The sequence below is a fragment of the Frigoribacterium endophyticum genome, from assembly GCF_011759585.1.
Lineage (GTDB): Bacteria > Actinomycetota > Actinomycetes > Actinomycetales > Microbacteriaceae > Frigoribacterium > Frigoribacterium endophyticum.
This window is the reverse complement of the sequence record NZ_JAAOYV010000002.1, coordinates 551,813-578,711: the sequence shown is the minus strand read 5'-3', so window position 1 is coordinate 578,711 and position 26,899 is coordinate 551,813. Positions and strand designations below refer to the sequence as shown.

General features: G+C 72.3%; 23 protein-coding genes and 1 tRNA gene. 17 read left to right on the top strand and 7 right to left on the bottom strand.

Translation table 11 applies throughout. The features are described 5' to 3' along the window. The first annotated feature begins 228 nt into the window (after positions 1 to 228). The gene (locus FHR77_RS10010) at positions 229 to 3,993 is read left to right on the top strand and encodes an AAA family ATPase (protein ID WP_424956134.1); all 3,765 of its coding nucleotides are present in this window, start codon (positions 229 to 231) and stop codon (positions 3,991 to 3,993) included. Between the two features lie 5 nt (positions 3,994 to 3,998). Then, positions 3,999 to 4,229, top strand: a complete 231-nt coding sequence (locus FHR77_RS10005; protein WP_167260002.1) for a hypothetical protein — start codon at positions 3,999 to 4,001, stop codon at positions 4,227 to 4,229. Between the two features lie 93 nt (positions 4,230 to 4,322). Here FHR77_RS10005 and mscL read toward each other — a convergent pair whose 3' ends face one another. The 3 genes from mscL to FHR77_RS09990 all read right to left on the bottom strand — a co-directional run bounded on the left by mscL (position 4,323) and on the right by FHR77_RS09990 (position 5,924). Next, positions 4,323 to 4,829 carry a large conductance mechanosensitive channel protein MscL gene (gene mscL, locus FHR77_RS10000; RefSeq protein ID WP_167260000.1) on the bottom strand — a complete coding sequence of 169 codons (507 nt, stop codon included), beginning with the start codon at positions 4,827 to 4,829 and terminating at the stop codon, positions 4,323 to 4,325. Positions 4,830 to 4,893: 64 nt separating this feature from the next. After that, the gene (locus tag FHR77_RS09995) at positions 4,894 to 5,274 is read right to left on the bottom strand and encodes an FmdB family zinc ribbon protein (protein ID WP_167259998.1); all 381 of its coding nucleotides are present in this window, start codon (positions 5,272 to 5,274) and stop codon (positions 4,894 to 4,896) included. Between the two features lie 71 nt (positions 5,275 to 5,345). Further along, entirely contained in the window at positions 5,346 to 5,924 is a 579-nt protein-coding gene (locus tag FHR77_RS09990) for a 5-formyltetrahydrofolate cyclo-ligase (protein WP_056056825.1), read from the bottom strand. A gap of 65 nt (positions 5,925 to 5,989) precedes the next feature. Here FHR77_RS09990 and galU point away from each other — a divergent pair, with 65 nt between their 5' ends. The 8 genes from galU (at position 5,990) to FHR77_RS09950 (ending at position 14,415) form a co-directional block, all read left to right on the top strand. Further along, positions 5,990 to 6,886, top strand: coding sequence for a UTP--glucose-1-phosphate uridylyltransferase GalU (galU, locus tag FHR77_RS09985; protein WP_056056823.1), 897 nt, complete (start codon positions 5,990 to 5,992; stop codon positions 6,884 to 6,886). Positions 6,887 to 6,899: 13 nt separating this feature from the next. Continuing rightward, the gene (locus tag FHR77_RS09980) at positions 6,900 to 7,547 is read left to right on the top strand and encodes a GNAT family N-acetyltransferase (protein WP_056056821.1); all 648 of its coding nucleotides are present in this window, start codon (positions 6,900 to 6,902) and stop codon (positions 7,545 to 7,547) included. Positions 7,548 to 7,635: 88 nt separating this feature from the next. Then, positions 7,636 to 8,724, top strand: coding sequence for a hypothetical protein (locus FHR77_RS09975; RefSeq protein ID WP_167259996.1), 1,089 nt, complete (start codon positions 7,636 to 7,638; stop codon positions 8,722 to 8,724). A gap of 66 nt (positions 8,725 to 8,790) precedes the next feature. Further along, positions 8,791 to 8,863, top strand: a tRNA-Ala gene (locus FHR77_RS09970). A 267-nt stretch (positions 8,864 to 9,130) separates the two neighbouring features. After that, entirely contained in the window at positions 9,131 to 10,111 is a 981-nt protein-coding gene (locus FHR77_RS09965) for a DUF4190 domain-containing protein (protein ID WP_167259994.1), read from the top strand. 306 nt (positions 10,112 to 10,417) lie between these two features. After that, complete coding sequence (locus tag FHR77_RS09960; RefSeq protein WP_167259992.1) at positions 10,418 to 11,869, top strand: right-handed parallel beta-helix repeat-containing protein; 1,452 nt, start codon at positions 10,418 to 10,420, stop codon at positions 11,867 to 11,869. A 116-nt stretch (positions 11,870 to 11,985) separates the two neighbouring features. Next, complete coding sequence (locus tag FHR77_RS09955) at positions 11,986 to 13,557, top strand: DUF7059 domain-containing protein (protein ID WP_167259990.1); 1,572 nt, start codon at positions 11,986 to 11,988, stop codon at positions 13,555 to 13,557. Positions 13,558 to 13,677: 120 nt separating this feature from the next. Beyond that, a complete protein-coding gene (locus tag FHR77_RS09950; RefSeq protein ID WP_167259988.1) occupies positions 13,678 to 14,415 on the top strand; it encodes a hypothetical protein in 738 nt (245 codons plus the stop codon). An 87-nt stretch (positions 14,416 to 14,502) separates the two neighbouring features. Here the strand turns inward: FHR77_RS09950 and FHR77_RS09945 are convergent, their stop codons facing one another. Further along, positions 14,503 to 15,408, bottom strand: a complete 906-nt coding sequence (locus tag FHR77_RS09945; RefSeq protein ID WP_167259986.1) for an NAD-dependent epimerase/dehydratase family protein — start codon at positions 15,406 to 15,408, stop codon at positions 14,503 to 14,505. 188 nt (positions 15,409 to 15,596) lie between these two features. On the opposite strand from FHR77_RS09945, the gene FHR77_RS09940 reads away from it, so the two are divergent. The 3 genes from FHR77_RS09940 to FHR77_RS09930 all read left to right on the top strand — a co-directional run bounded on the left by FHR77_RS09940 (position 15,597) and on the right by FHR77_RS09930 (position 19,778). Next, the gene (locus tag FHR77_RS09940; protein ID WP_056056812.1) at positions 15,597 to 15,794 is read left to right on the top strand and encodes a hypothetical protein; all 198 of its coding nucleotides are present in this window, start codon (positions 15,597 to 15,599) and stop codon (positions 15,792 to 15,794) included. Between the two features lie 554 nt (positions 15,795 to 16,348). After that, on the top strand, positions 16,349 to 18,919 hold the full coding sequence (locus tag FHR77_RS09935; RefSeq protein WP_167259984.1) for a DEAD/DEAH box helicase: 2,571 nt from the start codon (positions 16,349 to 16,351) through the stop codon (positions 18,917 to 18,919). A gap of 97 nt (positions 18,920 to 19,016) precedes the next feature. After that, complete coding sequence (locus tag FHR77_RS09930) at positions 19,017 to 19,778, top strand: SDR family oxidoreductase (RefSeq protein WP_056056808.1); 762 nt, start codon at positions 19,017 to 19,019, stop codon at positions 19,776 to 19,778. Between the two features lie 98 nt (positions 19,779 to 19,876). Here FHR77_RS09930 and FHR77_RS09925 read toward each other — a convergent pair whose 3' ends face one another. The 3 genes from FHR77_RS09925 to FHR77_RS09915 form a co-directional block, all read right to left on the bottom strand. Continuing rightward, the gene (locus FHR77_RS09925; RefSeq protein ID WP_167259982.1) at positions 19,877 to 20,401 is read right to left on the bottom strand and encodes a ribonuclease H family protein; all 525 of its coding nucleotides are present in this window, start codon (positions 20,399 to 20,401) and stop codon (positions 19,877 to 19,879) included. 75 nt (positions 20,402 to 20,476) lie between these two features. Then, positions 20,477 to 21,307, bottom strand: coding sequence for an aldo/keto reductase (locus FHR77_RS09920; RefSeq protein WP_167259980.1), 831 nt, complete (start codon positions 21,305 to 21,307; stop codon positions 20,477 to 20,479). Positions 21,308 to 21,335: 28 nt separating this feature from the next. Beyond that, the gene (locus tag FHR77_RS09915) at positions 21,336 to 22,544 is read right to left on the bottom strand and encodes an MFS transporter (RefSeq protein ID WP_056056802.1); all 1,209 of its coding nucleotides are present in this window, start codon (positions 22,542 to 22,544) and stop codon (positions 21,336 to 21,338) included. 320 nt (positions 22,545 to 22,864) lie between these two features. Between FHR77_RS09915 and nrdH the strand changes: the two genes are divergently transcribed. The 4 genes from nrdH to nrdF all read left to right on the top strand — a co-directional run bounded on the left by nrdH (position 22,865) and on the right by nrdF (position 26,841). Continuing rightward, positions 22,865 to 23,098: a glutaredoxin-like protein NrdH gene (nrdH, locus tag FHR77_RS09910; RefSeq protein ID WP_056056800.1), complete on the top strand. Its 234-nt coding sequence runs from the start codon at positions 22,865 to 22,867 to the stop codon at positions 23,096 to 23,098. Between the two features lie 50 nt (positions 23,099 to 23,148). Further along, positions 23,149 to 23,565 carry a class Ib ribonucleoside-diphosphate reductase assembly flavoprotein NrdI gene (gene nrdI, locus FHR77_RS09905; RefSeq protein ID WP_167259978.1) on the top strand — a complete coding sequence of 139 codons (417 nt, stop codon included), beginning with the start codon at positions 23,149 to 23,151 and terminating at the stop codon, positions 23,563 to 23,565. A gap of 32 nt (positions 23,566 to 23,597) precedes the next feature. Then, positions 23,598 to 25,703, top strand: coding sequence for a class 1b ribonucleoside-diphosphate reductase subunit alpha (gene nrdE, locus FHR77_RS09900; protein WP_056058956.1), 2,106 nt, complete (start codon positions 23,598 to 23,600; stop codon positions 25,701 to 25,703). 112 nt (positions 25,704 to 25,815) lie between these two features. Continuing rightward, positions 25,816 to 26,841: a class 1b ribonucleoside-diphosphate reductase subunit beta gene (gene nrdF / locus FHR77_RS09895; RefSeq protein ID WP_243861640.1), complete on the top strand. Its 1,026-nt coding sequence runs from the start codon at positions 25,816 to 25,818 to the stop codon at positions 26,839 to 26,841. Positions 26,842 to 26,899 lie beyond the last annotated feature (58 nt).

Here is a 26,899-nt window from a genome sequence, read left to right as displayed (position 1 = left end):
AGTTGTCCACAGGGCGGTGCGGGATGTACTGCGAACGCATGTTGTCGAGCATGATGCGCGAAACATCGTCATGTACTGCGGGTGTCGCGCAGCACGACGAGCGTGCTGCGCGATGCCGTCGAGCTGCCTGACGGGTGTCGCTCGCCACGCCCTCGACGGGGGCCGGGGTGGCTGACCGTCCGCCCGTCCTCCCCGACATGTCGGGCAAAGCAGCTTAAGGTGGGCCGTGTGTGGCGCGCCGACAGACAGCATGACGACGGCGACGACGGGACTCGTTCCGCCGTCGCCCCGACGAGCGCGCCCGGGGTCGTGGCCCCCGGCGCCCTGAGCCTCGGCAGGCCCGGCCTCGAGGTGGGCAACGCCGCGGAGCCGATCCGCGAGGGCTGGCGACGCACGCTCTCGAGCGTCGGCGGCTCGTCGACCCTCCTGCACTTCGGCGACGAGCAGCGGGCGCGCATCGAGCTCAGCACGACGCACCCCGGCGGCCTGGCGCAGTTCATCACCGGCAAGACCACCCTGCTGTCGAGCCTCATCCGCGACGACCTCGCCCTGCGCACGGCGCGCGTCGCCGCCGGCGAGATCGCGGCGAAGGGGCTCGAGCTCGCGACCGTCCGCGGCATCGACGCCGTCCACCTCGCCATCGGCATGGCCGCGTGGTCGTTCGCCGGCGAGGACTTCCGCGCCCCCGTCCTGCTCCGCCCGCTGGCCATCCGCCGACACGGCCGCGACTTCGAGGTCCGCCTGCTCGGCGAGCCGGTGCTGAACCCCGCGCTCGCCGACGCCCTGCACGACCAGTTCGACATCTCGCTCGACGCGGAGGCCTTCGTCGCGCTGGCCGGCCGCGACGGGTCGTTCACGCCGAACCCCGTCATCGACCGTCTCCGCGGCCTCACCGCCCACCTCGACTGGTTCACCGTGCAGCCCCGGCTCGTCGTCTCGACCTTCGCCGAGGTCTCGACCGAGATGGCCCTCGACGCCCGCCAGCTCGACCACCCGGTGCTCGACGCCCTCGCCGGCAACCCGATGGCGCTCCGCCAGGTCGAGGAGGCGTACCGCCCGACGACCGCCACCCCGCAGGACGAACGCAGCCCCGAGACCGACACCCTGCTGCTCGACGCCGACCCCGAGCAGGAGAACGTCGTCGCGCAGATCGCCGCCGGCAACTCGGTCGTCGTCAAGACGCTGCCCGGCACCGGCGGCACCCAGACCATCGTCAACGCCGTCGGCCGGCTCGTCTCGCAGAACAAGCGCGTGCTGGTGGTCAGCCCCCGGCGGGCGACGCTCCGCGGCATCACGGCCCGCCTCGCCGACATCGGTCTCCCCGGCGTCGCGGTCGCGCCGACGACCCTGCGTCGCGACGTGATCCGGGCCATCGCCCGTGACGAGAAGGCCACCCACCCGCAGATGGGCGAGGTCGACGACGCCCTCGTGCGGCTGCGGAAGGTCCTGGTCGACTACCGCGGCGCGCTCAGCCGCCGCGACCCCGAGCTCCGCGTCTCGGTGCTGGACTGCCTCACCGAGCTCAGCCGCCTCGCCCTCCTGCCCGCCGCCCCCGCCACGACCGCGCGCCTCAGCCGCCGCAGCGTCGAGGCAATGGTCGAGGGCCGTCGCCGGGTCGCCGAGACCATGGTCAACGCCGCCAACCTCGGCGAGTTCCGCTACGGCCCCGGCGACTCGCCCTGGTACGGCTCCCGGTTCACCGACTCCTTCGGGGCCGGCGACGCGCACCAGCTGGCGAAGTCGCTGCACCACCGCGACCTGCCCCGGCTGCTCGAGCGCGCCGACGAGGTCATCGGCAGCACGCGGATGCGCCCCTACGAGTCGGTCGCGGAGCTGGGCGTCTACCTCCGCCTCCTCACGGAGATCCGCGACACCCTCGACAAGTTCCTGCCCGTGGTCTTCGACCGCTCGGTCGCGGAGCTCGTCGCGGCGACCGCGCCGAAGCGCGACGCGCCCGACATGTCGAGCGCGAACCGTCGCCGCCTCAAGAAGCTCGCGAAGGAGTACGTGCGCCCCGGCGTGCACATCGCCGACCTGCACAGCGCCCTGCAGCGCATCCAGCAGCAGCGCATCATGTGGCAGCGCTACGTCGCCGCGGGCACGCCGCCCGAGGTGCCGACCGGCATCGCCGACGCGCACGTGCTGCACCAGCAGGTCTCGCACGACCTCGAGCGCCTCGACGGCCCGCTCGGCCTCGTCGGCGACGAGGGCCTGACCCAGGTCGGTGTCGTCGAGCTGCGCCAGCGCCTCGAGGCCCTGGCCGCCGAGAGCGACGTGCTGCAGAACCTGCAGGAGCGCACCGAGCTGATGACGACGCTCCGTGACCTCGAGCTCACCCCGCTCATCACCGACCTCGCCGAGCGCCACGTGCCCGAGCAGCAGGTCGCCGCCGAGCTCGAGCTCGCCTGGTGGCGCTCGGCGCTCGAGTCGCTGCTCGAGGCCGACCGCGCCCTGCTCGGTGCGAACACCGCGATGCTCGACCGCCTCGAGGCCGACTTCCGCCTCGTCGACGAGGCGCACGCCGCGGGCAGCGCCCAGCTGCTCGGGTGGCAGCTCGCCGAGAACTGGAAGATCGGGCTCGTCGACTGGCCCGAGGAGGCCTCGGCGCTGAAGATGCTGCTGCGCCAGCGCCACGTCACCGCGCGCCTGCTGCACGACGCGGCGCCGCACCTGTCGCGCGCCGTCGCCCCGGTGTGGCTGGCCTCGCCCTACGAGGTGCACGCGATCGCCGACACGGTGCCCTTCGACACCGTCGTGCTGGTCGACGCCGGAGCCACGACCATCGCCGAGAACGTCGGCGCGATCCGCCGCGGCAAGCAGACCGTCGCCTTCGGCGACCCGGTCACGCAGACGCCCTCCGAGTTCGACGTCGCGGTGACGCCGGGCAAGCAGCCGCCCCGCCACGACGACTCCGAGCTCGACGCCCTGCACGCCGACAGCGCCCTGGCGCGGCTGTCGACCCTGCTGCCGACGCTGTCGCTGACCCGCAGCTACCGGGCCGGCGGAGAAGACCTCGCCGAGCTCGTCAACCGCCGCTTCTACGGCGGCCGCATCGAGTCGCTGCCGTGGGCCGGCAGCTTCCTCGGGCACGGCAGCATCGCGCTCGACTACGTCTCGGGCGGCACGGCGGTGCCCGACCCCGAGTCGGGCGCGGTCGAGAGCGTCGACGCCGAGGTCGACCGGGTCGTGTCGCTCGTGCTCGAGCACGCGCGCACGCGCCCCTCCGAGTCGCTGATGGTCATCACGGCCAGCGCCAAGCACGCCGTGCGCGTGCAGCAGGCCGTGCTCACCGCCGTGTCGGGCCACAAGGACCTGACGGAGTTCGTCGTCGGCGACCGGAGCGAGCCGTTCATGGTGGCGACGCTCGAGCAGGCCGTCGCGCAGAGCCGCGACCACGTCGTCTTCTCGATCGGCTACGGCCGCACCCCCCACGGCCGCGTCCTGAGCGACTTCGGGCCGCTCGGCCAGCCCGGCGGCGAGCGTCTGCTCGCCGTCGCGATGACCCGTGCCCGACGCTCGATGGTCATCGTGACCTGCTTCCAGCCCGCCGACATCGACGGCGGACGGATGGGCCACGGCACCATCGCGCTCTCCGAGATCCTCACCGAGGTGCAGGCGCGCACCGCCGCCGAGCACGTGCCCGACGACTCCGACCCGATGCTCGTCGACCTCGCCCGCCGCCTCGAGGCGCGCGGCATCCCCGTCGCCCTCGGCCACCGCGGCAAGCTCGGCCTCGTCGCCGCGCACGACGGCGTCTGCGTGACGATCGAGACCGACACCACCCTGTCGCGCACCAGCCTCCGCGAGTCGCTGCGGGCCCGCCCCGAGACGCTCCGCCGCCTCGGCTGGCACTACGTGCGCGTGCACGCGTTCCAGCTCTTCACCGACCCCGACTCGGTGGCGCAGCGCGTGGCCGAGGTGCTCGGCATCGACTCCGCCCGCACGCAGGAAGTGCCGAGCGTGCCCGCACGCCAGCACGTCAACCGCGGCTGAGCGCCGTGAGCGACCGCGAGGCCCCCGCCGGAGGCGCGGTGCCGGCCGACGAGGCCGGCCCCGCCTTCGAGGCGGTCGCCGGGGCACCGCTCGTGGTGCGGCGTCGAGGCGGGCGCCGGGTCACCACGGACCCCGTGCCCGGGAGCGATCCGACCCCCGCGCCCGCGCCTCCGGACCGCTCCTCGGGCGAGAACGACCGCCAGCTGCGCGACGACGTGCCGCCGCACTGGGGCTGACGCGCGCCTGCTCACGGTGCGGGACCGCCCGCACGCGACGACGCCCCCGACCGGTCTGGTCGGGGGCGTCGCGTCGCCGGGGGAGGCGGGGCGTCAGCGGCTGCCGAGCGGCCCGTTGCCCTCGCCGACCACCGGGACGGAGCCGGTCGGGGCCGCGTGGCTGCCGTGCGACGCCGAGGCGCCCGCGGGCGTCACGGTCTGTCGCAGCAGGTCGCGGATCTCGCTGAGCAGCTCGACGTCGGTCGGCGGCACGTCGACCGGGGCCGGCTCGGAGGCCTGCTGCTTCGCGAAGGTCCGCTTGAGCAGGTTGTTGACCGGCAGCACGAGCACGAAGTACACGACGGCGGCGATCACGACGAAGTTGATCAGCGCCCCGATCACCGCGCCGAACCGGAGCTCGGCGGTGTCGCCGGAGACGGTCGGGATCGAGACGACGAGGGCGTCGTCGAGCATGGACGCGTTGAACGCCGCACCGATCAGGGGGTTGAAGACGTTCGTGACCAGCGAGGTCACGATGGCGGTGAACGCGGCGCCGATGACGACCGCGACCGCGAGGTCGATGACGTTGCCGCGGAGGATGAACTCCTTGAATCCCTTCACGGGATGCTCCTTCGGTCGGTGGTCGGAACGGTCGTCCCGGTGGACCACCTAACCACGGGCCGGGTCAGGAGGCGGTGGTCGAGCCCCCGGAGGAGCCCGACGACCCGCTCGACGACGTGCCCGACCCGCTCGACGACGACGCGCCTCCGGAGCCGGACGACGACGAGCCGCCCTTGTCGGACGACGACGAGCCCTTGTCGGACGACGGGGTCGAGCTGGTCTTCTCGGCGGAGCCGGACGAGCTGCCGCTGCCGCCCTTCGCGCCCGAGCTGCGCGAGTCGGTGCGGTAGAAGCCCGAGCCGTTGAAGGTCACGCCGACCGGGCTGAACACCTTGCGGAGCACGCCGGAGCAGACGGGGCACACGGTGAGGCTGTCGTCGGTGAACGACTGGACGACGTCGAAGGCGTTGCCGCACTCGGTGCAGCGGTACGAGTAGGTGGGCACGGATTCCTCACGGTGCGACGGAGACGGGGCGGCGGGCACCCGGGCCCGGCCCGGCGCGGGGAGGCGCGGGGTCAGAACTCGTGGATGCCGGAGGGGGTGACGACGCCGTCGACGGCCTGGTCGTGCCGCTCGCGCGGCACCGACTCGACGTACTCGGAGTCGAACACCACAGCATAGACCGGGGGGCGCTTCTCCATCGATCCGAGGGTCTTGTCGAAGTAGCCGCGGCCCCAGCCCATGCGCATGCCCTCGCGGTCGATGCAGGCGGCGGGCACGACGATCAGGTCGACGTCGTTGATCGCCATCGGGCTGAGCACCTCGCCGACCGGCTCGGGCAGGCCGAAGAGGCCGGTGGTCTCGGACTCGCCGTCGCCCACGGCCCAGTCGAGCAGGCCGTCGGGGCGGGAGACGGGGAACAGCACGCGCACGTCGTGCGCGAACGCCCAGTTGAGGAAGGGGCGGGTGTCGGGCTCGTCGGGCGCCGAGAGGTAGGCCGAGACGGAGCGGGCGGAGAGGCCCGTGGCCAGGTCGACGAGGTGCCGGGTGAGGGCCGCGCTGGCCTCCTCGCGCTCCGCGCTGGTGCGGTTCCGGCGGCGCTGTCGCAGCTCGGCTCGCAGGGCTCGCTTGGCGTCGCCGACCTCGTCCGTCATGTCCCCCATCGTACGGTCGCAGATGTGCCCCCCGCGAGAGGGCCGCGCCCTATACGCTGACCGGCATGGGCTTCACGATCTCGAAAGCAGTCATTCCCGCCGCGGGCCTCGGAACTCGGTTCCTCCCCGCCACCAAAGCCATGCCTAAGGAGATGCTCCCCGTCGTCGACAAGCCGGCGATCCAGTACGTCGTCGAGGAGGCCGTCTCGGCCGGCCTGACCGACGTGCTCATGATCACGGGCCGCAACAAGAACGCGCTCGAGAACCACTTCGACCACGTCAGCGAGCTGGAGGAGACCCTGCGCAAGAAGGGCGACCACGACAAGCTCGCCAAGGTCAACCAGAGCACCGACCTCGCCGACATGCACTACGTGCGCCAGGGTGACCCGCTCGGCCTGGGGCACGCCGTGCTCCGCGCCAAGATGCACGTCGGGCGCGAGCCCTTCGCCGTGCTGCTCGGCGACGACATCATCGACGCCCGCGACCCGCTCCTGACCCGCATGATCGAGGTCCAGGGCACGAAGAACGCGACCGTCGTCGCCCTCCTCGAGGTCGACCCCTCGCAGACCCACCTCTACGGAATCGCCACGGTCGAGGAGACCGCGGAGGACGACGTCGTCAAGATCACCGGCCTGGTCGAGAAGCCCGCGCAGGGCGAGGCGCCCAGCAACCTGGCCATCATCGGCCGCTACGTCATCCGCCCCGAGGTCTTCGACGTGCTCGAGAAGCAGGAGCCGGGCAAGGGCGGCGAGATCCAGCTGACCGACGCGCTGATGAAGATGGCCAGCGCCGAGGAGTGGACGGGCGGCGTCTACGGCGTCGTCTTCCGCGGCCGCCGCTACGACACCGGCGACAAGCTCGACTACATCAAGGCGATCGTGCAGCTCGCCTCCGACCGCGACGACATCGGCGGCGAGCTCCGCCCGTGGCTCCAGGAGTTCACCGCGGGTCTCGAGAAGTAAAGAGACCCATCGCGTGACGACCATCCCCACGCTGACGGAGGGGCGGACCACCATCCGGCCCCTCCGTCTGCGTGACACCCGTGACCTCGACGCGGCGCTCTCGGAGAACCGCTCCTGGCTCCGCCAGTGGGAGGCCACGAACCCGTCGGGCTTCACCAGCCACGACGTGCGGGGCAGCATCCGCTCCCTGCAGATCAACGCCCGGGCCGGTCTCGGCCTGCCCTTCGCGATCGAGCTCGACGGGCGCTTCGTCGGGCAGCTCAACGTCAGCGGCATCGCCTACGGGTCGCTCGGCTCGGCCACGATCGGCTACTGGGTCACCCAGTCCGCCGCCGGCCACGGCGTGACGCCGACCGCCGTCGCCCTGGCCACCGACCACTGCTTCGGCAGCCTCGGCCTGCACCGGATGGAGATCTGCATCCGCCCCGAGAACGGCCCGAGCCTGCGCGTCGTCGAGAAGCTCGGCTTCCGCTACGAGGGGCTGCGGCGCCGGTACATCCACATCAACGGCATGTGGCGCGACCACTTCTGCTTCGCGCTCGTCGCCGACGAGGTGCCCGGCGGCGTCCTCCGCCGGTGGCGCGAGGGCCTCGTGCCGCCCGGGCAGGGCAGCGTCCCGCCGGAGGCGCTGGCCGAGTCGGCCCGCAGCCTGCCCTGGTAGCCGACCCGCGCCTCCTCGTGGCAGATCCGCACCGACACACCTGCGCGGTGCGCCCCCGCGGCGCGTCGTCGCTCATACCCTCGTGACCATGGGACTCGAGTCGTGGGGCGGTGGCGTCGTGCTGGCGCTCGTCGCCGTGCTCTGGCTCGTCTACCTCGTGCCCACCTGGCACCGGCGCCAGGAGTACCTCGCCACCGAGCGGAACGCCGTGCGCCTCCAGCAGACCCTGCGGATCCTCGCCCAGACGGCCGAGCTGCCCGAGGAGGTGCGCATCGAGGCGAACGCCCGGTCCGTCGCCGACGCGCAGCGCATCCTCCGCCAGGAAGAGGGCAAGCGGGAGGCGCTGCGTCGCGCCCACGAGGCCGCCCGCCAGCGCGCGCTGACCCGTGAGCTCGCCGCGGCCGCCCCCGTCCTCCGGGCCGCCGACCACGACCCCGCCCTCGCCGCCCGCCGCCTGCGCCGCTCGCGGCTCGTCTCCACCCTCGTGCTCGTGGCGTCGGCCCTCGCCGTCGTCGTGGGAGTCGCCTCGTTCGCGAGCGCCTGGCTGCTCGCCGTCGCAGGCCTCGTGTTCGGGGCCGGCTCGGTCGCCGTGCTCTCGCAGCTCGCGGCCGTCTCCCGCGCACGGGCGCGTCGTCAGCGGGTCGTCGCGCCCGCGGGCGAGGCCCAGCCCCTGCGCGACTTCTCCGACGGCTTCTCCTCGGCCCCGGTCGAGAGCGCCGCGCCCGCCTCGCGCTCGTGGACGCCCGTGGCCGTGCCGGCGCCGCTGTACCTGCGCCGGGGGCGCCAGCGGCCTGCCGCTGCCGCTGCCGCTGCCGCTGCCGCTGCTCCGCCCGCGCCCGCCGCCGCCAGCCCGGCCGCGGAGCTGCGCTCCGAGTCGGAGCGGTCCGTCCGAGCCCTGCGCGACGCCCAGCGCGCCCAGCACGACGCCCTCCGCGAGGCAGCCCGGGCCGAGGGCGCCCTCAGCGCGGCCCGCACGACCGACGCGGGGTCGGCCGCCGCGGCCGCCCGCACCGAGCGCGCCCGCCGCGCCGTCGCCGACGCCCGCTCCGCCGAGACCGTCGCCCCCGCACCCGCCCCGGCGACACCGAGCCGCTTCGCCCGCATGGGCATCATCGACGACCTCGGCGAGTCGACCTTCCACGTCGACGAGGCCCTGCAGCGTCGACGCGCCGTCTGACGCGCCGCCGCTCCGCCCGATTCACGGACCACGCCACGGTGGTGCTATCGTTGCAGAGCAGTTTCCGGGGCTATGGCGCAGTTGGTAGCGCGTCTCGTTCGCAATGAGAAGGTCAGGGGTTCGAATCCCCTTAGCTCCACGGAATGCAGAAAGGCCCGCCTCTGACGGGCCTTTCTGCATTCCGTTCCTCTTGTCAGAACAGCTGAAGGGGCCGCTTCGCGGCCTTTCCTGGCGGGCGCCTGACGTGTTGGGCGGGTGGCGGGGGCGCTTCGCGGCCTTCCTGGCGGGTGCACCACGTGTCGGGCGAGTGGCGGGGCCGCTCTGAGGGGGCGGGCTTGGCCCCAGAAGGGGGGCGCGCGGGGCAGGAGGCAGACGGGGCGGTCTGGTACACGGCATACTCTGAGAAATGAGCGATCCGCAGAAGCCGTCCGACCCGTACGACCCCGCCGCCTCCGGGCCCCCCTCGGTGCCGCAGCCCCCGAGCTACGGCGCCTACCCCGGCGCGGGCCAGCAGGCCCCCGGCGGCGACGCCGCACCCGGGTCGGCGCCGCAGCAGGCCTACGGCCAGCCGCAGTCCACGCCCGCAGGCGGGTACGGCGCCCCGCAGGCTCCCTACGGCCAGCCCGGCCAGCCCTACGCCCCCTACGGCGGCCAGCCCTCGTCGCCGGCCGGCGGCAACGGCCTCGCCATCGCCTCCGTCGTGCTCGGCGGCGTCGGCCTGCTGCTCTCGATCATCGTCTTCGGCGGGATCCTCGGCCTCGTGGGCCTCGCCCTCGGCATCGTCGCGCTCCTCAAGAAGACCGGCTCGCGCCTCCTCGCGATCATCGGCACGGCCCTCTCGGGCCTCGCCGTCCTGATCTCCGTCGCGGTGCTCGTCGTCGGCCTCGTGGCCGCCGGCAGCGTCCGCGACTCGATCGACGAGAGCTCCGGCGAGACGGGCGGCTCGAGCAGCCCCGACGTCGCCGAGCCCAGCGAGCCGACCGACGACGCCTCGGAGGAGGCCAGCAGCGAGAACGCCGTCTTCGGCGACGTCTGGTCGTACGACGACGGCATCTCGGTGAGCGTCTCGGCCCCTCAGCCGTTCACCCCGAGCGAGACCGCCGCCGGCGCCGACCAGGCCGCCGCCGTCGTCTTCACGGTCACCGTGCAGAACGACACCGGCGCGAACTACGACCCGATCGAGGCGTACTCGAGCGTGTCGTCGGCCGGCGTCGAGGCGAGCCAGGTCTTCGACTCGGCCCAGGGGCTCATGGGCTCGCCCAGCACGGCCGTGCCGGCCGGGCAGTCCGCCACCTGGCAGGAGGTCTACTCGGTCAGCGACCCGGCCCAGCTCGTCTACCAGATCGCCCCGGGCTACGACTACGACGCGGCGATCTTCACGAGCTGACGCCCGTCACGACCCGCTCCGTGCCGTCCGCCCCTCGTGGGGCGGGCGGCACGTCGTCGTGGGGGAGGCCCGTCGGCGTGGCCCCCCAGCTCTGGGGGCGCTCCGGGGCCCGGTGACCCGTCAACGGGGTGGAGACGCTGCGGGGCCCCCGTGGGATGGTCGGATCAGCGCCGACGGCGCGTCGACGACCGCCGGACGGCCACCCTGCAGGGCGCAGGGGGCGCCTCTCCGTGCGCACCGTCGGCCACCACCACCGACACCGGGGAGACGATGATGGGACGAACGACCACCACCAGGAGGCTGGCCGTGACGAGCACCGTGGCGGGCGCCGCCGTGCTGCTGACCGTGGCCGCGACGGTCACCGTGCCCGAGGCGGCGCACGCGGTCTCGACGGCCGTCGCGACCGCCGACGGCGTGCCGCTCGCGGGTGCCACGCTGACCACCGGGGCCTTCACGCTCGGGGTCGACGCCCCGGCCGGCTCCGTCGTCAAGGTCAAGGTCGACGGGAGCTACCTCGGCCAGGACAAGGTCGCGCCCTACGCCTTCCCGATCGCCGTGGCCCCGGGCGCCCACGAGCTCGACGTGCGCTGGGAGGACGCCGCGGCGGGCGGGCGCCAGGCCGTCGAGGTGCCGTTCACGGTCCGGGCGACGGCCGTCGCCGCGCCGGTGCCCTCGCCGACTCCCGCTCCCGCACCCACCCCCGCTCCTGTGCCGGCACCGCTTCCCGCGCCGGCACCGGTTCCCGCTCCCGCTCCCGCGCCGGCACCGGTCCCCGCTCCCGCTCCCGCACCGACCCCTGCTCCGGCACCCGTCCCGGTGGCCTCGCCCGCGCCTCCCGCGTCCTCGACGTCGCCCGTGGCGACGCCGGCGGCGACGACGGTGACGGTGTCGACGTCGGCGGGCCTCACCGCGGCGCTGGCGGCGGCGCGGCCGGGCCAGACGATCGCGCTCCGTGACGGCACGTACACCGGCACCTTCCGGGCCGCGGCCGACGGCACGGCTGGCCAGCCGATCCGCCTCACCGGCTCCCGGGCCGCCGTGCTGACCACCGGCAGCGTCTCGAAGGGCTACGGCCTGCACGTGACCGGCGACCGGTGGATCGTCTCGGGCCTGACCGTGCAGACCGCCCAGAAGGGCATCGTGCTCGACGGGTCGAGCGGCACCGTCGTCGAGGGCGTCGACGTCGGCCGCATCGGCGACGAGGGCGTCCACCTCCGCACGAACAGCGTCGACGTGACCGTCCGGGGCTCGTCGGTGCACGACACGGGGCTCCGCAAGGCGGGCTTCGGCGAGGGCATCTACGTCGGCAGCGCCGTCAGCAACTGGGGCAGCGTCATGGGCTCGTCGTCGACCCCCGACCGCTCCGACCGCGCGCAGATCATCGGCAACACCATCTCCGACACGGCGGCCGAGGGCATCGACCTCAAGGAGGGCACCACGGGCGGCGTCGTCAGCGGCAACGTCTTCCGCGACGCGGGCCGCTCGGGCGAGAACTCGGCCGACTCGTGGGTCGACGTCAAGGGCGACGGGTACCTCGTCACCGCCAACTCCGGCACGGGCACGAAGCTCGACGCCTTCCAGGTGCACGTCATCTCGGGCTGGGGGCGCGGCAACTCCTTCCGCGACAACACGGTGCTCGGCGGCGTGCCCGGCTACGAGGTCTGGGTGCAGAAGGGCGCGGTCGGCACGGTCGTCGTCTGCCGCACGGCCGGCACGCGCGCCGGGGCCGGGCTGACGAACGGGGCCTGCTCCCGCTGAGGCGGCAGCCGAGGCGGTGGCCCGGCGGCACGCGCCGCCGCCACCGCCCCGGGGCCGGGCCGTGGCCCTGTCCCGGGCCGGCGCCGCCGCGGGGCAAGGCGGGGCAAGATGGTCGGGTGCCGTTCCTCTCCACCGACGCCGACCTCCTCGCCCGCCTGCGCTCCGACCTCTCGTCGGCCGACTTCACCGTCGACCGGCTCGGCAGCGCCGACGCCTGGGGGGCCGCCGCCGGCGCGGCCCTGTTCCGCGGCGAGCGGGTGGCGGCCCGCCGTGCCCTGCTCCGCAGCGTCGACCGCGACCCGTCGCTCCGGCCGGCCGCGACCCTCGCGCTGGCCTTCGTGCTCGGGGTCCCGCAGCCGGCGCACGACCTGGCGGAGGCGCTGCCGACGCTCGGCGTGGACGGCGCCGAGGCCCTCGGGCTCGTCGAGCGACGCCCCGACGGCGAGGTGGCCGCCCTCGTCGACCTGCGCCCCTACGCCTTCGTCGACGCGGCCGGCGAGGCCTCCTGGTGGATCACCTCCGACCTCGGCGAGCTCGCCCTCGGCGGCGCCCTGCGCGAGGACCACGTGCTCGGGGTGGGAGGCGCCTCGGCCACGCTCGCCGGCCTGATGACGCCCGGCACCGTCGACCGTGCGCTCGACCTCGGCACCGGCTGCGGCATCCAGGCCCTGCACGTCGCCCGCCACGCGCGCCACGTGGTCGCCACCGACATCTCGCGGCGGGCCCTCGAGTTCGCGGCCTTCAACGCCGCGCTCAACCTCGTCGACGGCATCGAGTTCCGCCTCGGCAGCCTGTTCGAGCCCGTGGCCGGCGAGACGTTCGACCACGTCGTCTCGAACCCGCCCTTCGTCATCACGCCGCGGGCCCCCGGCGTGCCCGAGTACGAGTACCGCGACGGCGGCATGGTCGGCGACGACCTCGTCGCCTCCGTCGTGGCGCAGGTCGGGGCCCACCTCGCCCCCGGCGGCGTCGCGCAGCTGCTCGGCAATTGGGAGACCGGAGGCGCGGGCGCCGCCGCGGGCAAGCGCGGGGCGTACTCGGTGGCCGACTGGGCCTCGCGCGGCGACGTGCCCCTCGACGTCTGGGTCGTCGAGCGCGAGGTGCAGGACCCCGCGGCCTACGCCGAGACCTGGATCCGCGACGGGGGCACCCGCCCCGGCACCGACGACTTCGAGCGCCTCTACGAGGCCTGGCTCGGCGACTTCGAGGCCCGGGGCGTCGTCGAGGTCGGCTTCGGCTACGTGACGCTCCGGCGACCCACGGCCGGAGGCGCGGTGCCCCTGGTGCGCACCGAGCGCCTCCTCGGGGGCCTGGGCTCGAACGACGTCGGGCTGGGCGCTCACCTCGCGTCCACGCTCGACGCCGTCGAGGTGCTGCGCGGCCTCGACGACGCGGCGCTGCTCGCGACGCGCCTGACGGTCGCCGGCGACGTCACGGAGGAGCGCCACTACTGGCCCGGCAACGACGACCCCACCGTGATCACCCTCGTGCAGGGCGGCGGGTTCGCCCGGCGGGTCGACTCGGGCACCGCGCTCTCGGCCCTGGTGGGCGCCTGCGACGGCGAGCTCAGCGTCGGCGCGATCGTCGGCGCGCTCGCGCACCTGCTCGAGGCGGACGAGGCCGCGCTGACCGCCGAGCTGCTGCCGCAGGTGCGGGAGTTCGTGACGACGGGGATGCTGCGCGCCTGACGCCCGGTCGTCGGGTGCTCGGTGCTCGGTGCTCGGTGCTCGAGCGTGAGACTCGAGAGGGGCTCGGGTCGTCCGCGAGGAGGACGACCCGTCGTGCCCCCGCGGCCTAGCGTCGTGGGAATGAGGACACGAGCGGGGGCATGGGCGGCGACTGCGGTCGCCCTGGTGGCGTTGACGGGCTGCGTGGGGGTCGGTGCGCCCGGCGCGGAAGGGGATCCGTCGTCGTCGACGGCCGCTCCGCCGAGCGCCGGGCCCACGTCGACGCCGACGTCGACGGCGACCTCGGCGCCCACCCCGCCGGCCGAGGCCGACCCCCTGGCGGCCGTCGACACGGTGGTGTTCGGCGCGACCGCCCTCTCGCTCCGCGACGGCGACGTCGAGGTGGGCACCGTCCCGCTCGTCGGCGAGCCCCTGGACGACGCCGTCTCGGTGCTCACCCGGGTGCTGGGCGAGCCCGTGGCCGACGGCGTCCTGGGGGGCCACTGCGCCGTGCCCCAGACGCGGTGGGCGTGGGGAGAGGTCCGGCTCGGCACCGCCGACCTGTACACCGACGAGGGGTCGCTGGTGTTCCGGGCCGAGCAGGCGTCCGTCTCCACGCCCGACGGCCGCGACGTGCGGATCGAGACCCCGGGCGGCGTCGCGGTGGGCGACCCGATCGGTCCCCTCGCCGCCCAGGTGCCCGTCGAGCACCAGAGCGACTTCGACCCGAACGGCACGGGCTTCCTGTCGCTGGTCTACGACCTGGTGCGCACGCGGGAGTCCGCGGGGGAGACGAACCCGTACGGCGCGATCGCCTGGAGCGAGGGCGGCACCGTCGCCGGCCTCGGCGGCCCTGGCTGGCTCCTGGACGAGTGCTGAGGCCGCGCGCCGGGGCCGGCCCGGCCCCGGCCCCGACCCGGCCCCTGCCCGGCCCGGCGGGTCCGGGCCGGAGCCCCGGCCCGACGGTCAGTCCTGCTTGCCGACCCGGTCGCCCCAGGTGCGCCAGCTGTACTCCGGCACGAAGCCGAGCAGGTCGCGGGCCTTGTCGCTGCTGAGCAGCGAGTCGGTGCCCTCGACGGCCGCGCGGCGCTCCACGTGGGGCCAGAAGCGGTCGGCCAGCACGGCCGTGGGCGTGTTCATGACCGTGTCGGTCGCGGCGATGATGAACGCCTCGTAGCCGACCAGGTCACTCTCGAGCGCGCGTCGGACGGCCTGGGCTCCGTCGCGGGCGTCGATGTACGAGAACAGGTTGAAGGTCTTCGCCTCGGGCGTCTCGTCCCACGGGAAGTCCTCGTAGTCGCCGTCGTCCATGACGTTCGAGAAGCGCAGGCCGATCATCTTCAGCTGGCGGTCCCAGCGGGTGAAGTGCCGGGCCATCTCCTCGTCGAGGGCCTTGCCGAGCGAGTACGACGACTCGGGGCGCACGGCGTACTCCTCGTCGAGGGGCAGGTAGGGCGGGTCGAGGTCGAAGGGGATGCCGAGCAGGGTCTCGCTCGAGGCCCACACGACGTTGCGGATGTGCGCGGCCCGGGCGGCGGCGAAGACGTTGTAGCTGCCGGTGACGTTGTTCGTGAAGAGCGTCGCGTTCGGCACGAGGCCCGGGGCGGGGATCGCGCCGAGGTGCACCACGGCGTCGATCGAGTCGTAGCGGTCGTCGACGTGCGTGAGCGCCTGCACGACCTGCCCGTAGTCGGAGAGGTCGACCTGCACGAAGGTGACGCCGGGCACCGGGTCGGGGCTCGGCACGCGGTCGAGCAGCACGACCTCCCAGCCGTGCTCGGCAAGGTCTCGGACGACCGCGCGGCCGAGCTTGCCGCTGCCGCCGGTGACGGCGACGCGGAGGGGGGCGGGGGAGGGGGCGGGTGACGACATCGTCTGCACTTCCTGGGGGGGGTCTCGGGGGCGCGGGGTGCGCCTCCTCGTTCTTACCGTGTCGGGGTGCGGAGGGCCCACAGGGTCGGGGCCGTCCGGCGTCGCTGGGGGCCGTGCCGGAGGCGCGGGTAGCGTGACGAGGACGGCGCGGCCCCGGCCCCGCCGCCACCGACAGCGAGAGGACCGCCATGAGCACCGACCCGATCACCGGCAGCACCGACCCCGCCGACCGTGACCTCGACGACCGCACCGACGCGGCCGCCGTGCACGGCGACGACCCCGCCCCCGTCGACGCCCACGGCGCCTCCGAGGCCGACGACGCCGCCCGCGAGGGCGCCGTCGAGCAGGTCGACGACGCGCTGGGCGGGCACATCCCGCTGCGGTAGCGCAGCGGACGCAGCGGGATCAGACGAGCACTGTCCGCTGCGGTAGCGCAGCGGACGCAGCGGGATCAGACGAACACTGTCCTCTGCGGTAGCGCAGCGGACGCAGAGGGATCTAACGAACACTGTCCTCTGCGGTGAGTCGGGAGCCCCGGCGCACGATCACCCCCCAGCCACCCTTCCCGGAGACCGAGCCTCACGCTACGGTAGGGTTCGTGCGCCCGGCTGGTTACCGGGGCATCCCGCGCCCGTAGTGCGGCGTCCGGTCGCTCGGGCTCTCCTGATCCGAGCTCGAGCTGGTCGACGTCGTGGGCGCGGTGACACGCCCCTGTCCGAGCCCGGCTCGTCGACGGGGGCGTGTCTCGTCTCCCGGCGTCACGCCTCCCTCGGTCGTTTGCCGAACCGATCCGTTCGTGGCACCATCGAGGAGTCCTCACCTCGGGGCGGTTCAGGGTCCGTGGCGAGGGCCCGTCACGGGGTCGCCCCCCGGCCCCGTGACGGCTCTCCCGCCCCGGGCGGAGGCGCGGGCCCGGTCGATGGGGCAGGATCGACTCACCATGTCGCCCGCTCCCACCGCCCCGCTCGCCGCTCTGCTGCCCGCGACCCCGGGAGCGTCCTCGTACGACCCCGACGTCGCCTACACCTCGTTCGTCGAGTGGGCGGAGAGCCGGGGGCTGCCCCTGTACCCCGCGCAGGACGAAGCCATGATGGAGCTCGTCTCGGGCGCCTCCGTCGTGCTCAGCACGCCGACCGGCACCGGCAAGTCGCTCGTCGCCGCGGGAGCGCACTTCGTGGCGCTGAGCCAGGGGCGGCGCACGTACTACACGGCGCCGATCAAGGCCCTGGTGAGCGAGAAGTTCTTCGCGCTGGTCGAGCTGTTCGGCGCTGAGAACGTCGGCATGGTGACCGGCGACTCGTCGGTCAACCACGACGCCCCGATCATCTGCTGCACCGCCGAGATCCTCGCCAACCTCGCGCTCCGCGAGGGGCCCGACGCCGAGGTCGACCAGGTCGTCATGGACGAGTTCCACTTCTACGGCGACCAGTCGCGCGGCTGGGCCTGGCAGGTGCCCCTGCTGCTGCTGCCCCGGGCGCAGTTCCTGCTGATGTCGGCGACGCTCGGCGACGTGACGCGCATCACCGACGACCTCGCCCGGCGCACGGGCCGGCCCGTCGCCCGCGTCACCGGCGTCGAGCGCCCCGTGCCCCTGCACTACTCGTACGCGCAGACCCCCGTGCAGGAGACCGTCGAGGAGCTCCTCTCCACCGGCGAGGCCCCGGTCTACGTCGTGCACTTCTCGCAGGCCGCCGCGCTCGAGCGGGCGCAGGCGCTGTCGAGCATCAAGGTCGCGACGCGTGAGCAGCGCGACGAGATCGCCGAGCTCATCGGCGGGTTCCGGTTCAGCACCGGCTTCGGCAAGACGCTCGGCCGGCTCGTGCGGTCGGGCATCGGCGTGCACCACGCGGGCATGCTGCCCAAGTACCGCCGTCTCGTCGAGCAGCTCGCCCAGCGCGGCCTGCTCCGCGTCATCTGCGGCACCGACACCCTCGGCGTCGGCATCAACGTGCCGATCCGCACGGTGCTGCTGACCGCGCTGACGAAGTTCGACGGCACTCGCATGCGCCAGCTCAGCGCCCGCGAGTTCCACCAGGTGGCTGGCCGGGCGGGCCGGGCCGGCTACGACACCTCCGGCACCGTCGTGCTGCAGGCGCCCGAGCACGAGATCGACAACCTCAAGGCGATCGAGAAGGCCGGCGACGACCCGAAGAAGAAGCGCAAGATCGTGCGCAAGAAGGCCCCCGAGGGCTTCGTCTCGTGGGGCGAGCCGAGCTTCCACAAGCTCATCGGGGCCGAGCCCGAGCCCCTGGTGTCGCACCTGCAGGTCACGCACGCGATGCTGCTCAACGTGATCGGCCGCGGCGGCGACGTCTTCGCGAACGTCCGGTCGCTCGTCTACGACAACCACGAGCCCCTCGCGAAGCAGCACGCGATGGCCCGGCAGGCGATCTCGATCTACCGCACGCTCCGCACCGCCGAGGTCGTCGTGCAGGAGCCCGGCGTCGACGGCGCCGCGCCGACCATCCGCCTCACCGTCGACCTGCAGGCGAACTTCGCGCTCAACCAGCCGCTCTCGCCGTTCGCGCTCGCGACCTTCGAGGTGCTCGACCGCGAGTCGCCCAGCTACGCCCTCGACGTCGTCTCCGTCATCGAGGCGACCCTCGACGACCCGCGGCCCATCCTGTCGCAGCAGCAGTTCAAGGCCCGCGGCGAGGCCGTCGCGGCGATGAAGCAGGAGGGCATCGAGTACGACCAGCGCATGGAGCTGCTCGAGGAGGTCACGCACCCCAAGCCCCTCGACGAGCTGCTCACGGCCCTCTTCGAGACCTACGCGGCGTCGCAGCCCTGGATCGGCGACTTCGCGCTCAGCCCGAAGTCGGTCGTGCGCGACCTCTACGAGCGGGCCATGACCTTCGGCGACTTCGTCGGCTTCTACGGCCTGGCCCGGTCGGAGGGCCTCGTGCTGCGCTACCTCTCCGACGCGTTCCGCGCCCTGCGGCAGACGGTGCCCGACGAGGCCAAGACCGACGAGCTCGCCGACCTGATCGAGTGGCTGGGCGAGCTGGTGCGCCAGGTCGACTCGAGCCTGCTCGACGAGTGGGAGGAGATGCTGAACCCCCGGGAGGCCGAGGCCCACGACGAGATCGTGCCGCCGGTGCTCCGTCGCTTCACGGCGAACGACCGGGCGTTCCGCATCGCGGTGCGCAACGAGATGTTCCGCCGGGTGCAGCTCATGGCCCGCGACGACGCGGAGGCCCTCGGTCAGCTGGACTCCTCGTCGGGCTGGGACGTCGACCGCTGGGGCGAGGCCCTCGACCGCTACTTCGACGAGTACGACACGATCGGCACCGACACCGACGCGCGGGGCCCGCACATGCTCCAGGTCGAGCAGCTGCCGAGCGTGTGGCGCGTGCGGCAGGTGCTCGCCGACCCCGAGGGCGACCACGACTGGGGCATCTCGGCCGTGGTCGACCTGGCCTCGAGCGACGAGCGCGGGGAGGCGGTGGTCACCGTCACGGCCGTCGGTCCCGCCTCCGAGCGGGCCCGGTCGACGGTCGTCGAGGAGTAGCATCGTCGCTGGCCGCGGCACCCCGCAGGCCACCCCGGAGCGACCCTCCGACGCACCGCCCGCAGCACCACCGTGCTCCGCTCCACGAGGAGGACCCATGTCCCGTCTGTCCGGCAAAGTCGCGATCGTCACCGGAGCCGCCTCGGGCATCGGGGAGGCGATCGTCCGCCGCTTCGCGGACGAGGGCGCGCGCGTCGTCGCCACCGACATCCTCGACGGCTCGGCCGTCGCGGCCGAGGCCGGCGCGGAGTTCATCCAGCACGACGTCGCCAACGGCGGCGACTGGAAGCGCGTGATGGACCGCATCGCTGACCACTACGGGCGCCTCGACGTGCTGGTCAACAACGCGGGCATCGTCTCGGGCCAGTCGATCGACGTGACGCAGCTCGAGAGCTGGAACAGGGTCTTCGCCGTCAACGTCACGGGCGTGATGCTCGGCACGCGCTTCGCCATCGAGCAGATGCGCGCGAACCCGGCGTCGTCCGGCGGGTCGATCATCAACCTGGCCCCGGCCACGTCCTTCCTCGGGTTCGGCGACGACGCGGCCTACACCGCCAGCAAGCACGCGCTGGTGGGCCTCACCCGCTCCAGCGCCGCGCACGCCGCGCAGGAGGGCTGGGACATCCGCATCAACTCCCTGCACCCCGGCCCGACCGACACCGCGCTCTTCCGGCGCCAGGTCGAGGCGCAGCCCGCGCTGCTCGATGCCTTCAAGACGATGAGCCCGCGCGGCCGCCTGGCCATGCCGGAGGAGGTCGCGGGCCTCGCCCTGCACCTCGCCTCCGACGACTCGGCCTTCTCGACCGGCGCGCAGTTCGTCGTCGACGGCGGGCTGTCGAGCACCCACCCCTCGATGTAGCGGAGGGCGCCCCTGCCCGGGGGCGCGCGACGCGACGACGGCCCCGCAGCGCGTGCTGCAGGGCCGTCGTCGGGTGAGGGGGAGGCGCGGGGCGCGACCTAGAAGAGCGTCGCCGGCGGCTCCGGGGGAGCGGCGACCGGGGAGGTCGTCGCGACCGGCGCACCCGGCCAGCCCGGCCCGCTCGGCACGTCGCTGCGGTTCTGGAACGCCGTCGCGGCGCCGCGGGCGCGGACGTCGGCGGCTTCGTTCATCTCGTGGCCGACGTGGCCGCGCACCCACTCGAAGGTGACAGAGCGCCCCGCGAGGGCGGCGTCGAGCTCCTTCAGGATCTCGACGTTGAGCACGGGCTTGCCGTCGGCCTTGCGCCAGCCCTTGCGCTTCCAGCCCGGCATCCACTCGGTGCAGGCCTTGATCGTGTACTGGCTGTCGCACAGGATGTGGACGGCCTCGTCGGTGCCGGCCGTGGCGCGCAGCAGCTCGAGCACGGCGGTCAGCTCGCCCTGGTTGTTCGTGGCCCGGGGCCAGCCCCCGGCGGCCCAGCGGTCGTCGTCGACGTACCAGGCCCAGCCGGCGGGGCCGGGGTTGCCGAGGGCGGATCCGTCAGCGGCGGCGACGATCGTCATGGGTGCTCCTTGCTCGAGATGTGCGCCCACCACGGTACGCGAGCGGGCGCCGCCCCCTCGACCCGCGCCTCCGGCTCAGCCGTTCGTGTCGGGGTGCGAGCCGGTGCGCTGCCCCGAGTCGAGCGCCGCGACCGCCGCGAGGTCGTCGTCGTCGAGCTCGAAGCCGAACACGTCGATGTTCGAGCGGATGCGCGCCGGCGTCACCGACTTCGGGATGACGACGAGCCCCTGCTGCAGGTGCCAGCGGATCACGACCTGCGCGGTCGAGACGCCGTGCCGCTCGGCGAGGCGGAGCAGGGTCGGGTCGTCGAGGATCCTGCCGCGGGCCAGCGGCGACCAGGCCTGGGTCACGATGCCGTGCGCCGCGGCGAACGCCCGCACCTCGTGCTGCTGCAGCCACGGGTGCGCCTCGACCTGGTCGACGACGGGCACGACGTCGGTCTCGCCGAGCAGGCGCTCGAGGTGGTGCACCTGGAAGTTGCTGACGCCGATCGAGCGGGCCCGCCCCTCCTCCCGGATGCGCTCCAGGGCGCGGTACGTCTCGACGTACCGGTCCTGGGTCGGGGCCGGCCAGTGGATGAGGTACAGCTCGACGTGGTCGGTGCCGAGGGTCTCGAGGCTGCGGTCGAAGGCGCGCAGGGTCTCGTCGTAGCCGTGGTCGGTGTTCCACACCTTCGTGGTGAGGAAGACGTGGTCGCGGGGCACGCCCGAGGCGCGCATCGCCCGGCCGACGCCGCCCTCGTTGCCGTAGAACGACGCCGTGTCGAGGTGGCGGTAGCCCGCCTCCAGCGCCGTCGCGACGACCGTCTCGGCCTCGTCGTCGGGCACCTTGTAGACGCCGAGCCCCAGCTGGGGGATGGTGGTGCCGTCGTTCAGGGCGAGGGTGGGCGTGTCGATGGGGGCCATCCCTCGATCATGGCACCGGAGTCGCGGGTCAGCTGGGCTGGACGGGCACCGGTTCGGTGTCGGGCAGCGGGCTCGCGTCGCGCCCGCGCAGATCGGGCAGCGAGCGGTGGAAGACGGCGCCCACCACGGCCCCGACGAGCGCGAACACGGCGGCCACCAGCAGGCCGCCCTGGCCGCCGATCCGGTCGATCCAGAAGCCGGCGATCGCGGAGCCGAGGGCGGAGCCGATCAGCTGGCCGGTGCCGGCCCAGCCGTAGGCCTCGGCCGTGTCGCTGAACTTCACGCTCGACGACACGATCGCGAACATGACGGCCAGGGCCGGGGCGATGCCGACGCCGGCGACGAGCAGGGCGGCGCTGAGCGGCAGCAGTCCGCTGACGAAGACGGCCAGGGTCATGCCGACGAAGACGATCGCGAGGCGGCGGGCCAGTGCCCACGGGCCCACCGGCACGTGCCCGAGGGCGAGGCCGCCGACGAGCGAGCCGAGGGCGAAGACGGCGAGGGCGATGCCCGAGTCGGCGCTGCCCTCGCCGAAGAGGGCGACGACGCCGGCCTCGACGGCCGCGCAGGCGCCGATGAGGAGGAAGCCGGAGGCGGTGGCCAGCAGCACGGTCGGCCGCGCGAGCACCTTGCCGAAGGCGCGCTTGCTGCGCGGGATGCGCACCCGGCCGACCTCGGGCGAGGCGATGAACCAGGCGCCGCCCCCGACGAGGAAGACGGCGGCGAGCCAGATGGCCTCCTGCGTGCCGACCTGCGTGCCGACGAAGGTGGTGATGACCGGCCCGGCGACCCAGATGATCTCCTGGGCGGAGGCGTCGAGGGAGAAGAGCGGGGTCAGCTGCGACGAGTTGACCATCTTCGGGTAGATGGTGCGCACCGCGGGCTGGACGGGAGGCACGCTGAGGCCGGTCACGAAGCCGAGCGCCATGAAGGCGGGCACCGAGAAGTCGTACAGCGTGAAGGTCACCATCGTGACGAAGCAGACGACGAGGGTGAGCAGCAGGACGGGGCGCATGCCCCAGCGGCCCATCCACCGGCTCGTCAGGGGGCCCGAGATGGCCTGCCCGATGCTCGTCGCGGCGAGCACGAGGCCGGCCGCGGCGTACGAGTGGTGGACGTGCTCGACGTGGAGGAGGAACGCGAGCGAGAGCATCCCGAACGGGAAGCGCGCCGTCAGCTGCGCCGCGATGATGCGGCCGACGCCCGGCGTCTTCAGGAGGGAGGTGTAGGTGCTCACGAGGAGTCGAGTCTACGACCGGCCCACGACACGCCGACGGCCCGAACGGGGGGCACGGGGGCGTGAGTGTCGGTGGTGTGGAGAAAGGTGGGGACAAGCACCGCCGGATCAGGGGATAACCGCCTCGGATCTGTTCACAACCTGTGGGCGGGGCTGTGGATAATGACAACCGTGTAACACCGCATCTAGTTGGTGGCTCCAGTCCCAGCCACAAGATGTAGTATCGACGAGTCGCCGCAGGCACTGAGCCTGCAGCCCCAGAACTGCTCCAGAACCACCGCGTCCGACCCCCCGGGTCGGCCCAGAACACAGGGGATCCCATGGCCATCACCGTCTACACCAAGCCGTCCTGCGTCCAGTGCACCGCGACCTACCGTGCGCTCGACAACAAGGGCATCGAGTACGAGGTGCTCGACGTCACCGCCGACGAGGCCGCGCTCGAGACCGTCAAGGCCCTCGGGTACCTGCAGGCCCCCGTCGTGATCGCCGACGACGACCACTGGAGCGGTTTCCGCCCCGACAAGATCGCCGGCCTGGCCGCCCGCATCTCCTGACCCGCGCCTCCCGGGCCGCGGTCGCCGACTAGACAGGAGGCTCGCCTCACATGACGAACCTCGTCTACTTCTCGAGCGTCTCCGGCAACACCCACCGGTTCGTCATGAAGCTGGGCGTGCGGGCCGAGCGCATCCCGCTGTTCCCGTCGGAGCAGCCGCTCCACGTCAGCGACCCCTACGTGCTCGTCCTGCCGACGTACGGCGGGGGCGAGGGCCGGGGCGCCGTGCCGAAGCAGGTCATCCGCTTCCTCAACGACGAGGGCAACCGCTCCCTCATCAGGGGCGTCGTGGCCGCGGGCAACACGAACTTCGGTGAGGGGTACTGCTTGGCCGGCGACATCGTCGCCGCCAAGTGCGACGTGCCCCTCCTCTATCGATTCGAGGTCTTCGGGACTCCCGACGACGTCACAGCCGTAAGAACTGGATTGGAAGAATTTTGGACACAGCAGTCGATGACCTCGAAGTGATCGCCGCCCCGGGGCAGGGTCTCAGCTCCGGGATGGACTACCACTCCCTGAACGCGATGCTGAACCTCTACGGTCCGTCCGGCGAGATCCAGTTCGAGAAGGACCGCGAGGCGGCGAAGCAGTACTTCCTGCAGCACGTCAACCAGAACACGGTCTTCTTCCACAACCTGCGCGAGCGCCTCGACTACCTCGTCGAGAACGAGTACTACGAGCTCGCCACCATCGAGCAGTACGACTTCGCCTTCATCGAGAAGCTGAACGACCTCGCCTACTCGAAGAAGTTCCGCTTCCAGACCTTCCTCGGCGCGTTCAAGTACTACACCTCGTACACGCTCAAGACGTTCGACGGCAAGCGCTACCTCGAGCGCTTCGAAGACCGGGTGGTCATGACGGCCCTCGGCCTCGCCCAGGGCGACGAGCAGCTCGCGATCGACCTGGTGGAGGAGATCATCGGCGGCCGCTTCCAGCCGGCCACCCCGACCTTCCTCAACACGGCGAAGGCCCAGCGCGGCGAGCTCGTCAGCTGCTTCCTGCTGCGCATCGAAGACAACATGGAGTCGATCTCGCGCGGCATCAACTCGTCGCTGCAGCTCTCGAAGCGCGGCGGCGGCGTCGCCCTCTCGCTCTCGAACATCCGTGAGGCCGGCGCCCCGATCAAGCAGATCGAGAACCAGTCGTCGGGCATCATCCCCGTCATGAAGCTCCTGGAAGACAGCTTCAGCTACGCGAACCAGCTCGGTGCCCGTCAGGGCGCGGGGGCCGTGTACCTCAGCGCGCACCACCCCGACATCATGCGGTTCCTCGACACGAAGCGTGAGAACGCCGACGAGAAGATCCGCATCAAGACGCTCTCCCTCGGCGTCGTCGTGCCCGACATCACGTTCGAGCTCGCCAAGAACAACGAGGACATGTACCTCTTCTCGCCGTACGACGTCGAGAAGATCTACGGCGTCCCCTTCGGCGACGTCCCGATCAGCGAGAAGTACCGCGAGATGGTGGCCGACGGCCGCATCAAGAAGACCAAGATCAAGGCCCGCGACTTCTTCCAGACGATCGCGGAGATCCAGTTCGAGTCGGGCTACCCCTACATCGTCTTCGAAGACACGGTGAACGCGGCGAACCCGATCAAGGGCCGCATCAACATGTCGAACCTGTGCTCGGAGATCCTGCAGGTCAACACCCCGACCACGTTCAACGAGGACCTCTCGTACAACGAGATCGGGAAGGACATCTCCTGCAACCTCGGGTCGATGAACATCGCCCTGGCGATGGACGCCCCCGACTTCGGCAAGACGGTCGAGACGGCCATCCGCGGCCTCAGCGCCGTCAGCGACATGAGCCACATCCAGTCGGTGCGCTCGATCGAGGTCGGCAACGACCAGTCGCACGCCATCGGCCTCGGCCAGATGAACCTCCACGGCTACCTGGCTCGTGAGCGCGTGCACTACGGCAGCGAAGAAGCGATCGACTTCACGAACATCTACTTCTACACGGTGCTGTTCCACGCCCTGCGGGCCTCGAACACCATCGCGATCGAGCGTGGCGTGACCTTCGGCGGCTTCGAGGACAGCAAGTACGCCTCCGGCGAGTTCTTCGACAAGTACACCGAGCAGGCGTGGGTGCCGGCGACCGAGCGCGCCGCGGGCCTGTTCGCCGCCTCCGGCGTCGCGATCCCGACGCAGGCCGACTGGCTCGCCCTCAAGGCCAGCGTCATGGAGCACGGCCTGTACAACCAGAACCTGCAGGCGGTGCCCCCGACCGGCTCGATCTCGTACATCAACCACTCGACGTCGTCGATCCACCCGATCGCGTCGAAGATCGAGATCCGCAAGGAAGGCAAGCTCGGCCGCGTCTACTACCCGGCGCCGTTCATGACGAACGACAACCTGGAGTACTACACCGACGCGTACGAGATCGGCCCCGAGAAGATCATCGACACCTACGCCGCGGCGACGCAGCACGTCGACCAGGGCCTCTCGCTGACCCTGTTCTTCAAGGACACCGCGTCGACCCGCGACATCAACAAGGCGCAGATCTACGCATGGCGCAAGGGCATCAAGACGATCTACTACATCCGTCTGCGCCAGCTCGCGCTCGAGGGCACCGAGGTCGACGGCTGCGTCAGCTGCATGCTCTAGTGCTCGTCGCCGTGCCGCTCCTGCGGCGCGGCACCCGGCGGGGGCCGGTCTCGACGACCGGCCCCCGCCTCCTGAACTGAGAACCACGGCACCACCCGACGGAAGAGACGACATGACCATCACCGACAAGATCAACAGCGTCGCCGACGACCCGGTGCACGCCACCGGCAAGTCGATCCCGCTGATCAAGTCGGTCAGTGCGATCAACTGGAACCGCATCCAGGACGACAAGGACGTCGAGGTCTGGAACCGACTCGTCAACAACTTCTGGCTGCCCGAGAAGATCCCACTGTCGAACGACGTGCAGTCGTGGAACACCCTCACGCCGGAGGAGCAGCAGCTCACCATGCGCGTGTTCACGGGCCTCACGCTGCTCGACACCATCCAGGGCACCGTCGGCGCGATCAGCCTCATCCCGGACGCGATCACCCCGCACGAGGAGGCCGTCTACACGAACATCGCGTTCATGGAGTCGGTGCACGCCAAGAGCTACTCGTCGATCTTCTCGACCCTCGCGTCGACCCCCGAGATCGACGACGCCTTCCGCTGGTCGGTCGAGAACCCGAACCTGCAGAAGAAGGCCCAGATCGTGCTCGACTACTACACGGGCGACGACCCCCTGAAGCGCAAGGTCGCCTCGACGCTGCTCGAGTCGTTCCTGTTCTACAGCGGCTTCTACCTGCCGATGTACTGGTCGTCGCGGGCGAAGCTCACCAACACCGCCGACCTGATCCGTCTCATCATCCGCGACGAGGCCGTGCACGGGTACTACATCGGCTACAAGTTCCAGAAGGGGCTCGAGGGAGCCTCGGAGGAGCGCAAGCAGGAGATCAAGGACTACACGTTCAACCTCCTCTTCGAGCTCTACGAGAACGAGATCCAGTACACGCAGGACCTGTACGACGGCGTCGGCCTGACGGAGGACGTCCGCAAGTTCCTGCACTACAACGCCAACAAGGCGCTGATGAACCTCGGCTACGAGCCGATGTTCCCGAAGGACGCCACCGACGTGAACCCGGCGATCCTGTCGGCCCTGTCGCCGAACGCCGACGAGAACCACGACTTCTTCTCCGGGTCGGGCTCGTCGTACGTCATCGGCAAGGCCGTCAACACGGAAGACGAGGACTGGGACTTCTAGCCCGCGACTCGCACCACGCCACGAAGGGCGCCGGCTCCGGCCGGCGCCCTTCGTCGTG

Bases quoted from the DNA above. Each gene is read 5' to 3' on its own strand.
- FHR77_RS09990 (WP_056056825.1), bottom strand. From the start codon at position 5,924: ATGACGGACGAGGTCGGCGACGCCAAGCGAGCCCTGCGAGCCGAGCTG.
- galU (WP_056056823.1), top strand. From the start codon at position 5,990: ATGGGCTTCACGATCTCGAAAGCAGTCATTCCCGCCGCGGGCCTCGGA.
- FHR77_RS09975 (WP_167259996.1), top strand. From the start codon at position 7,636: ATGGGACTCGAGTCGTGGGGCGGTGGCGTCGTGCTGGCGCTCGTCGCC.
- FHR77_RS09965 (WP_167259994.1), top strand. From the start codon at position 9,131: ATGAGCGATCCGCAGAAGCCGTCCGACCCGTACGACCCCGCCGCCTCC.
- FHR77_RS09950 (WP_167259988.1), top strand. From the start codon at position 13,678: ATGAGGACACGAGCGGGGGCATGGGCGGCGACTGCGGTCGCCCTGGTG.
- FHR77_RS09945 (WP_167259986.1), bottom strand. From the start codon at position 15,408: ATGTCGTCACCCGCCCCCTCCCCCGCCCCCCTCCGCGTCGCCGTCACC.
- FHR77_RS09940 (WP_056056812.1), top strand. From the start codon at position 15,597: ATGAGCACCGACCCGATCACCGGCAGCACCGACCCCGCCGACCGTGAC.
- FHR77_RS09935 (WP_167259984.1), top strand. From the start codon at position 16,349: ATGTCGCCCGCTCCCACCGCCCCGCTCGCCGCTCTGCTGCCCGCGACC.
- FHR77_RS09930 (WP_056056808.1), top strand. From the start codon at position 19,017: ATGTCCCGTCTGTCCGGCAAAGTCGCGATCGTCACCGGAGCCGCCTCG.
- FHR77_RS09925 (WP_167259982.1), bottom strand. From the start codon at position 20,401: ATGACGATCGTCGCCGCCGCTGACGGATCCGCCCTCGGCAACCCCGGC.
- FHR77_RS09920 (WP_167259980.1), bottom strand. From the start codon at position 21,307: ATGGCCCCCATCGACACGCCCACCCTCGCCCTGAACGACGGCACCACC.
- nrdH (WP_056056800.1), top strand. From the start codon at position 22,865: ATGGCCATCACCGTCTACACCAAGCCGTCCTGCGTCCAGTGCACCGCG.
- nrdI (WP_167259978.1), top strand. From the start codon at position 23,149: ATGACGAACCTCGTCTACTTCTCGAGCGTCTCCGGCAACACCCACCGG.
- nrdE (WP_056058956.1), top strand. From the start codon at position 23,598: ATGGACTACCACTCCCTGAACGCGATGCTGAACCTCTACGGTCCGTCC.
- nrdF (WP_243861640.1), top strand. From the start codon at position 25,816: ATGACCATCACCGACAAGATCAACAGCGTCGCCGACGACCCGGTGCAC.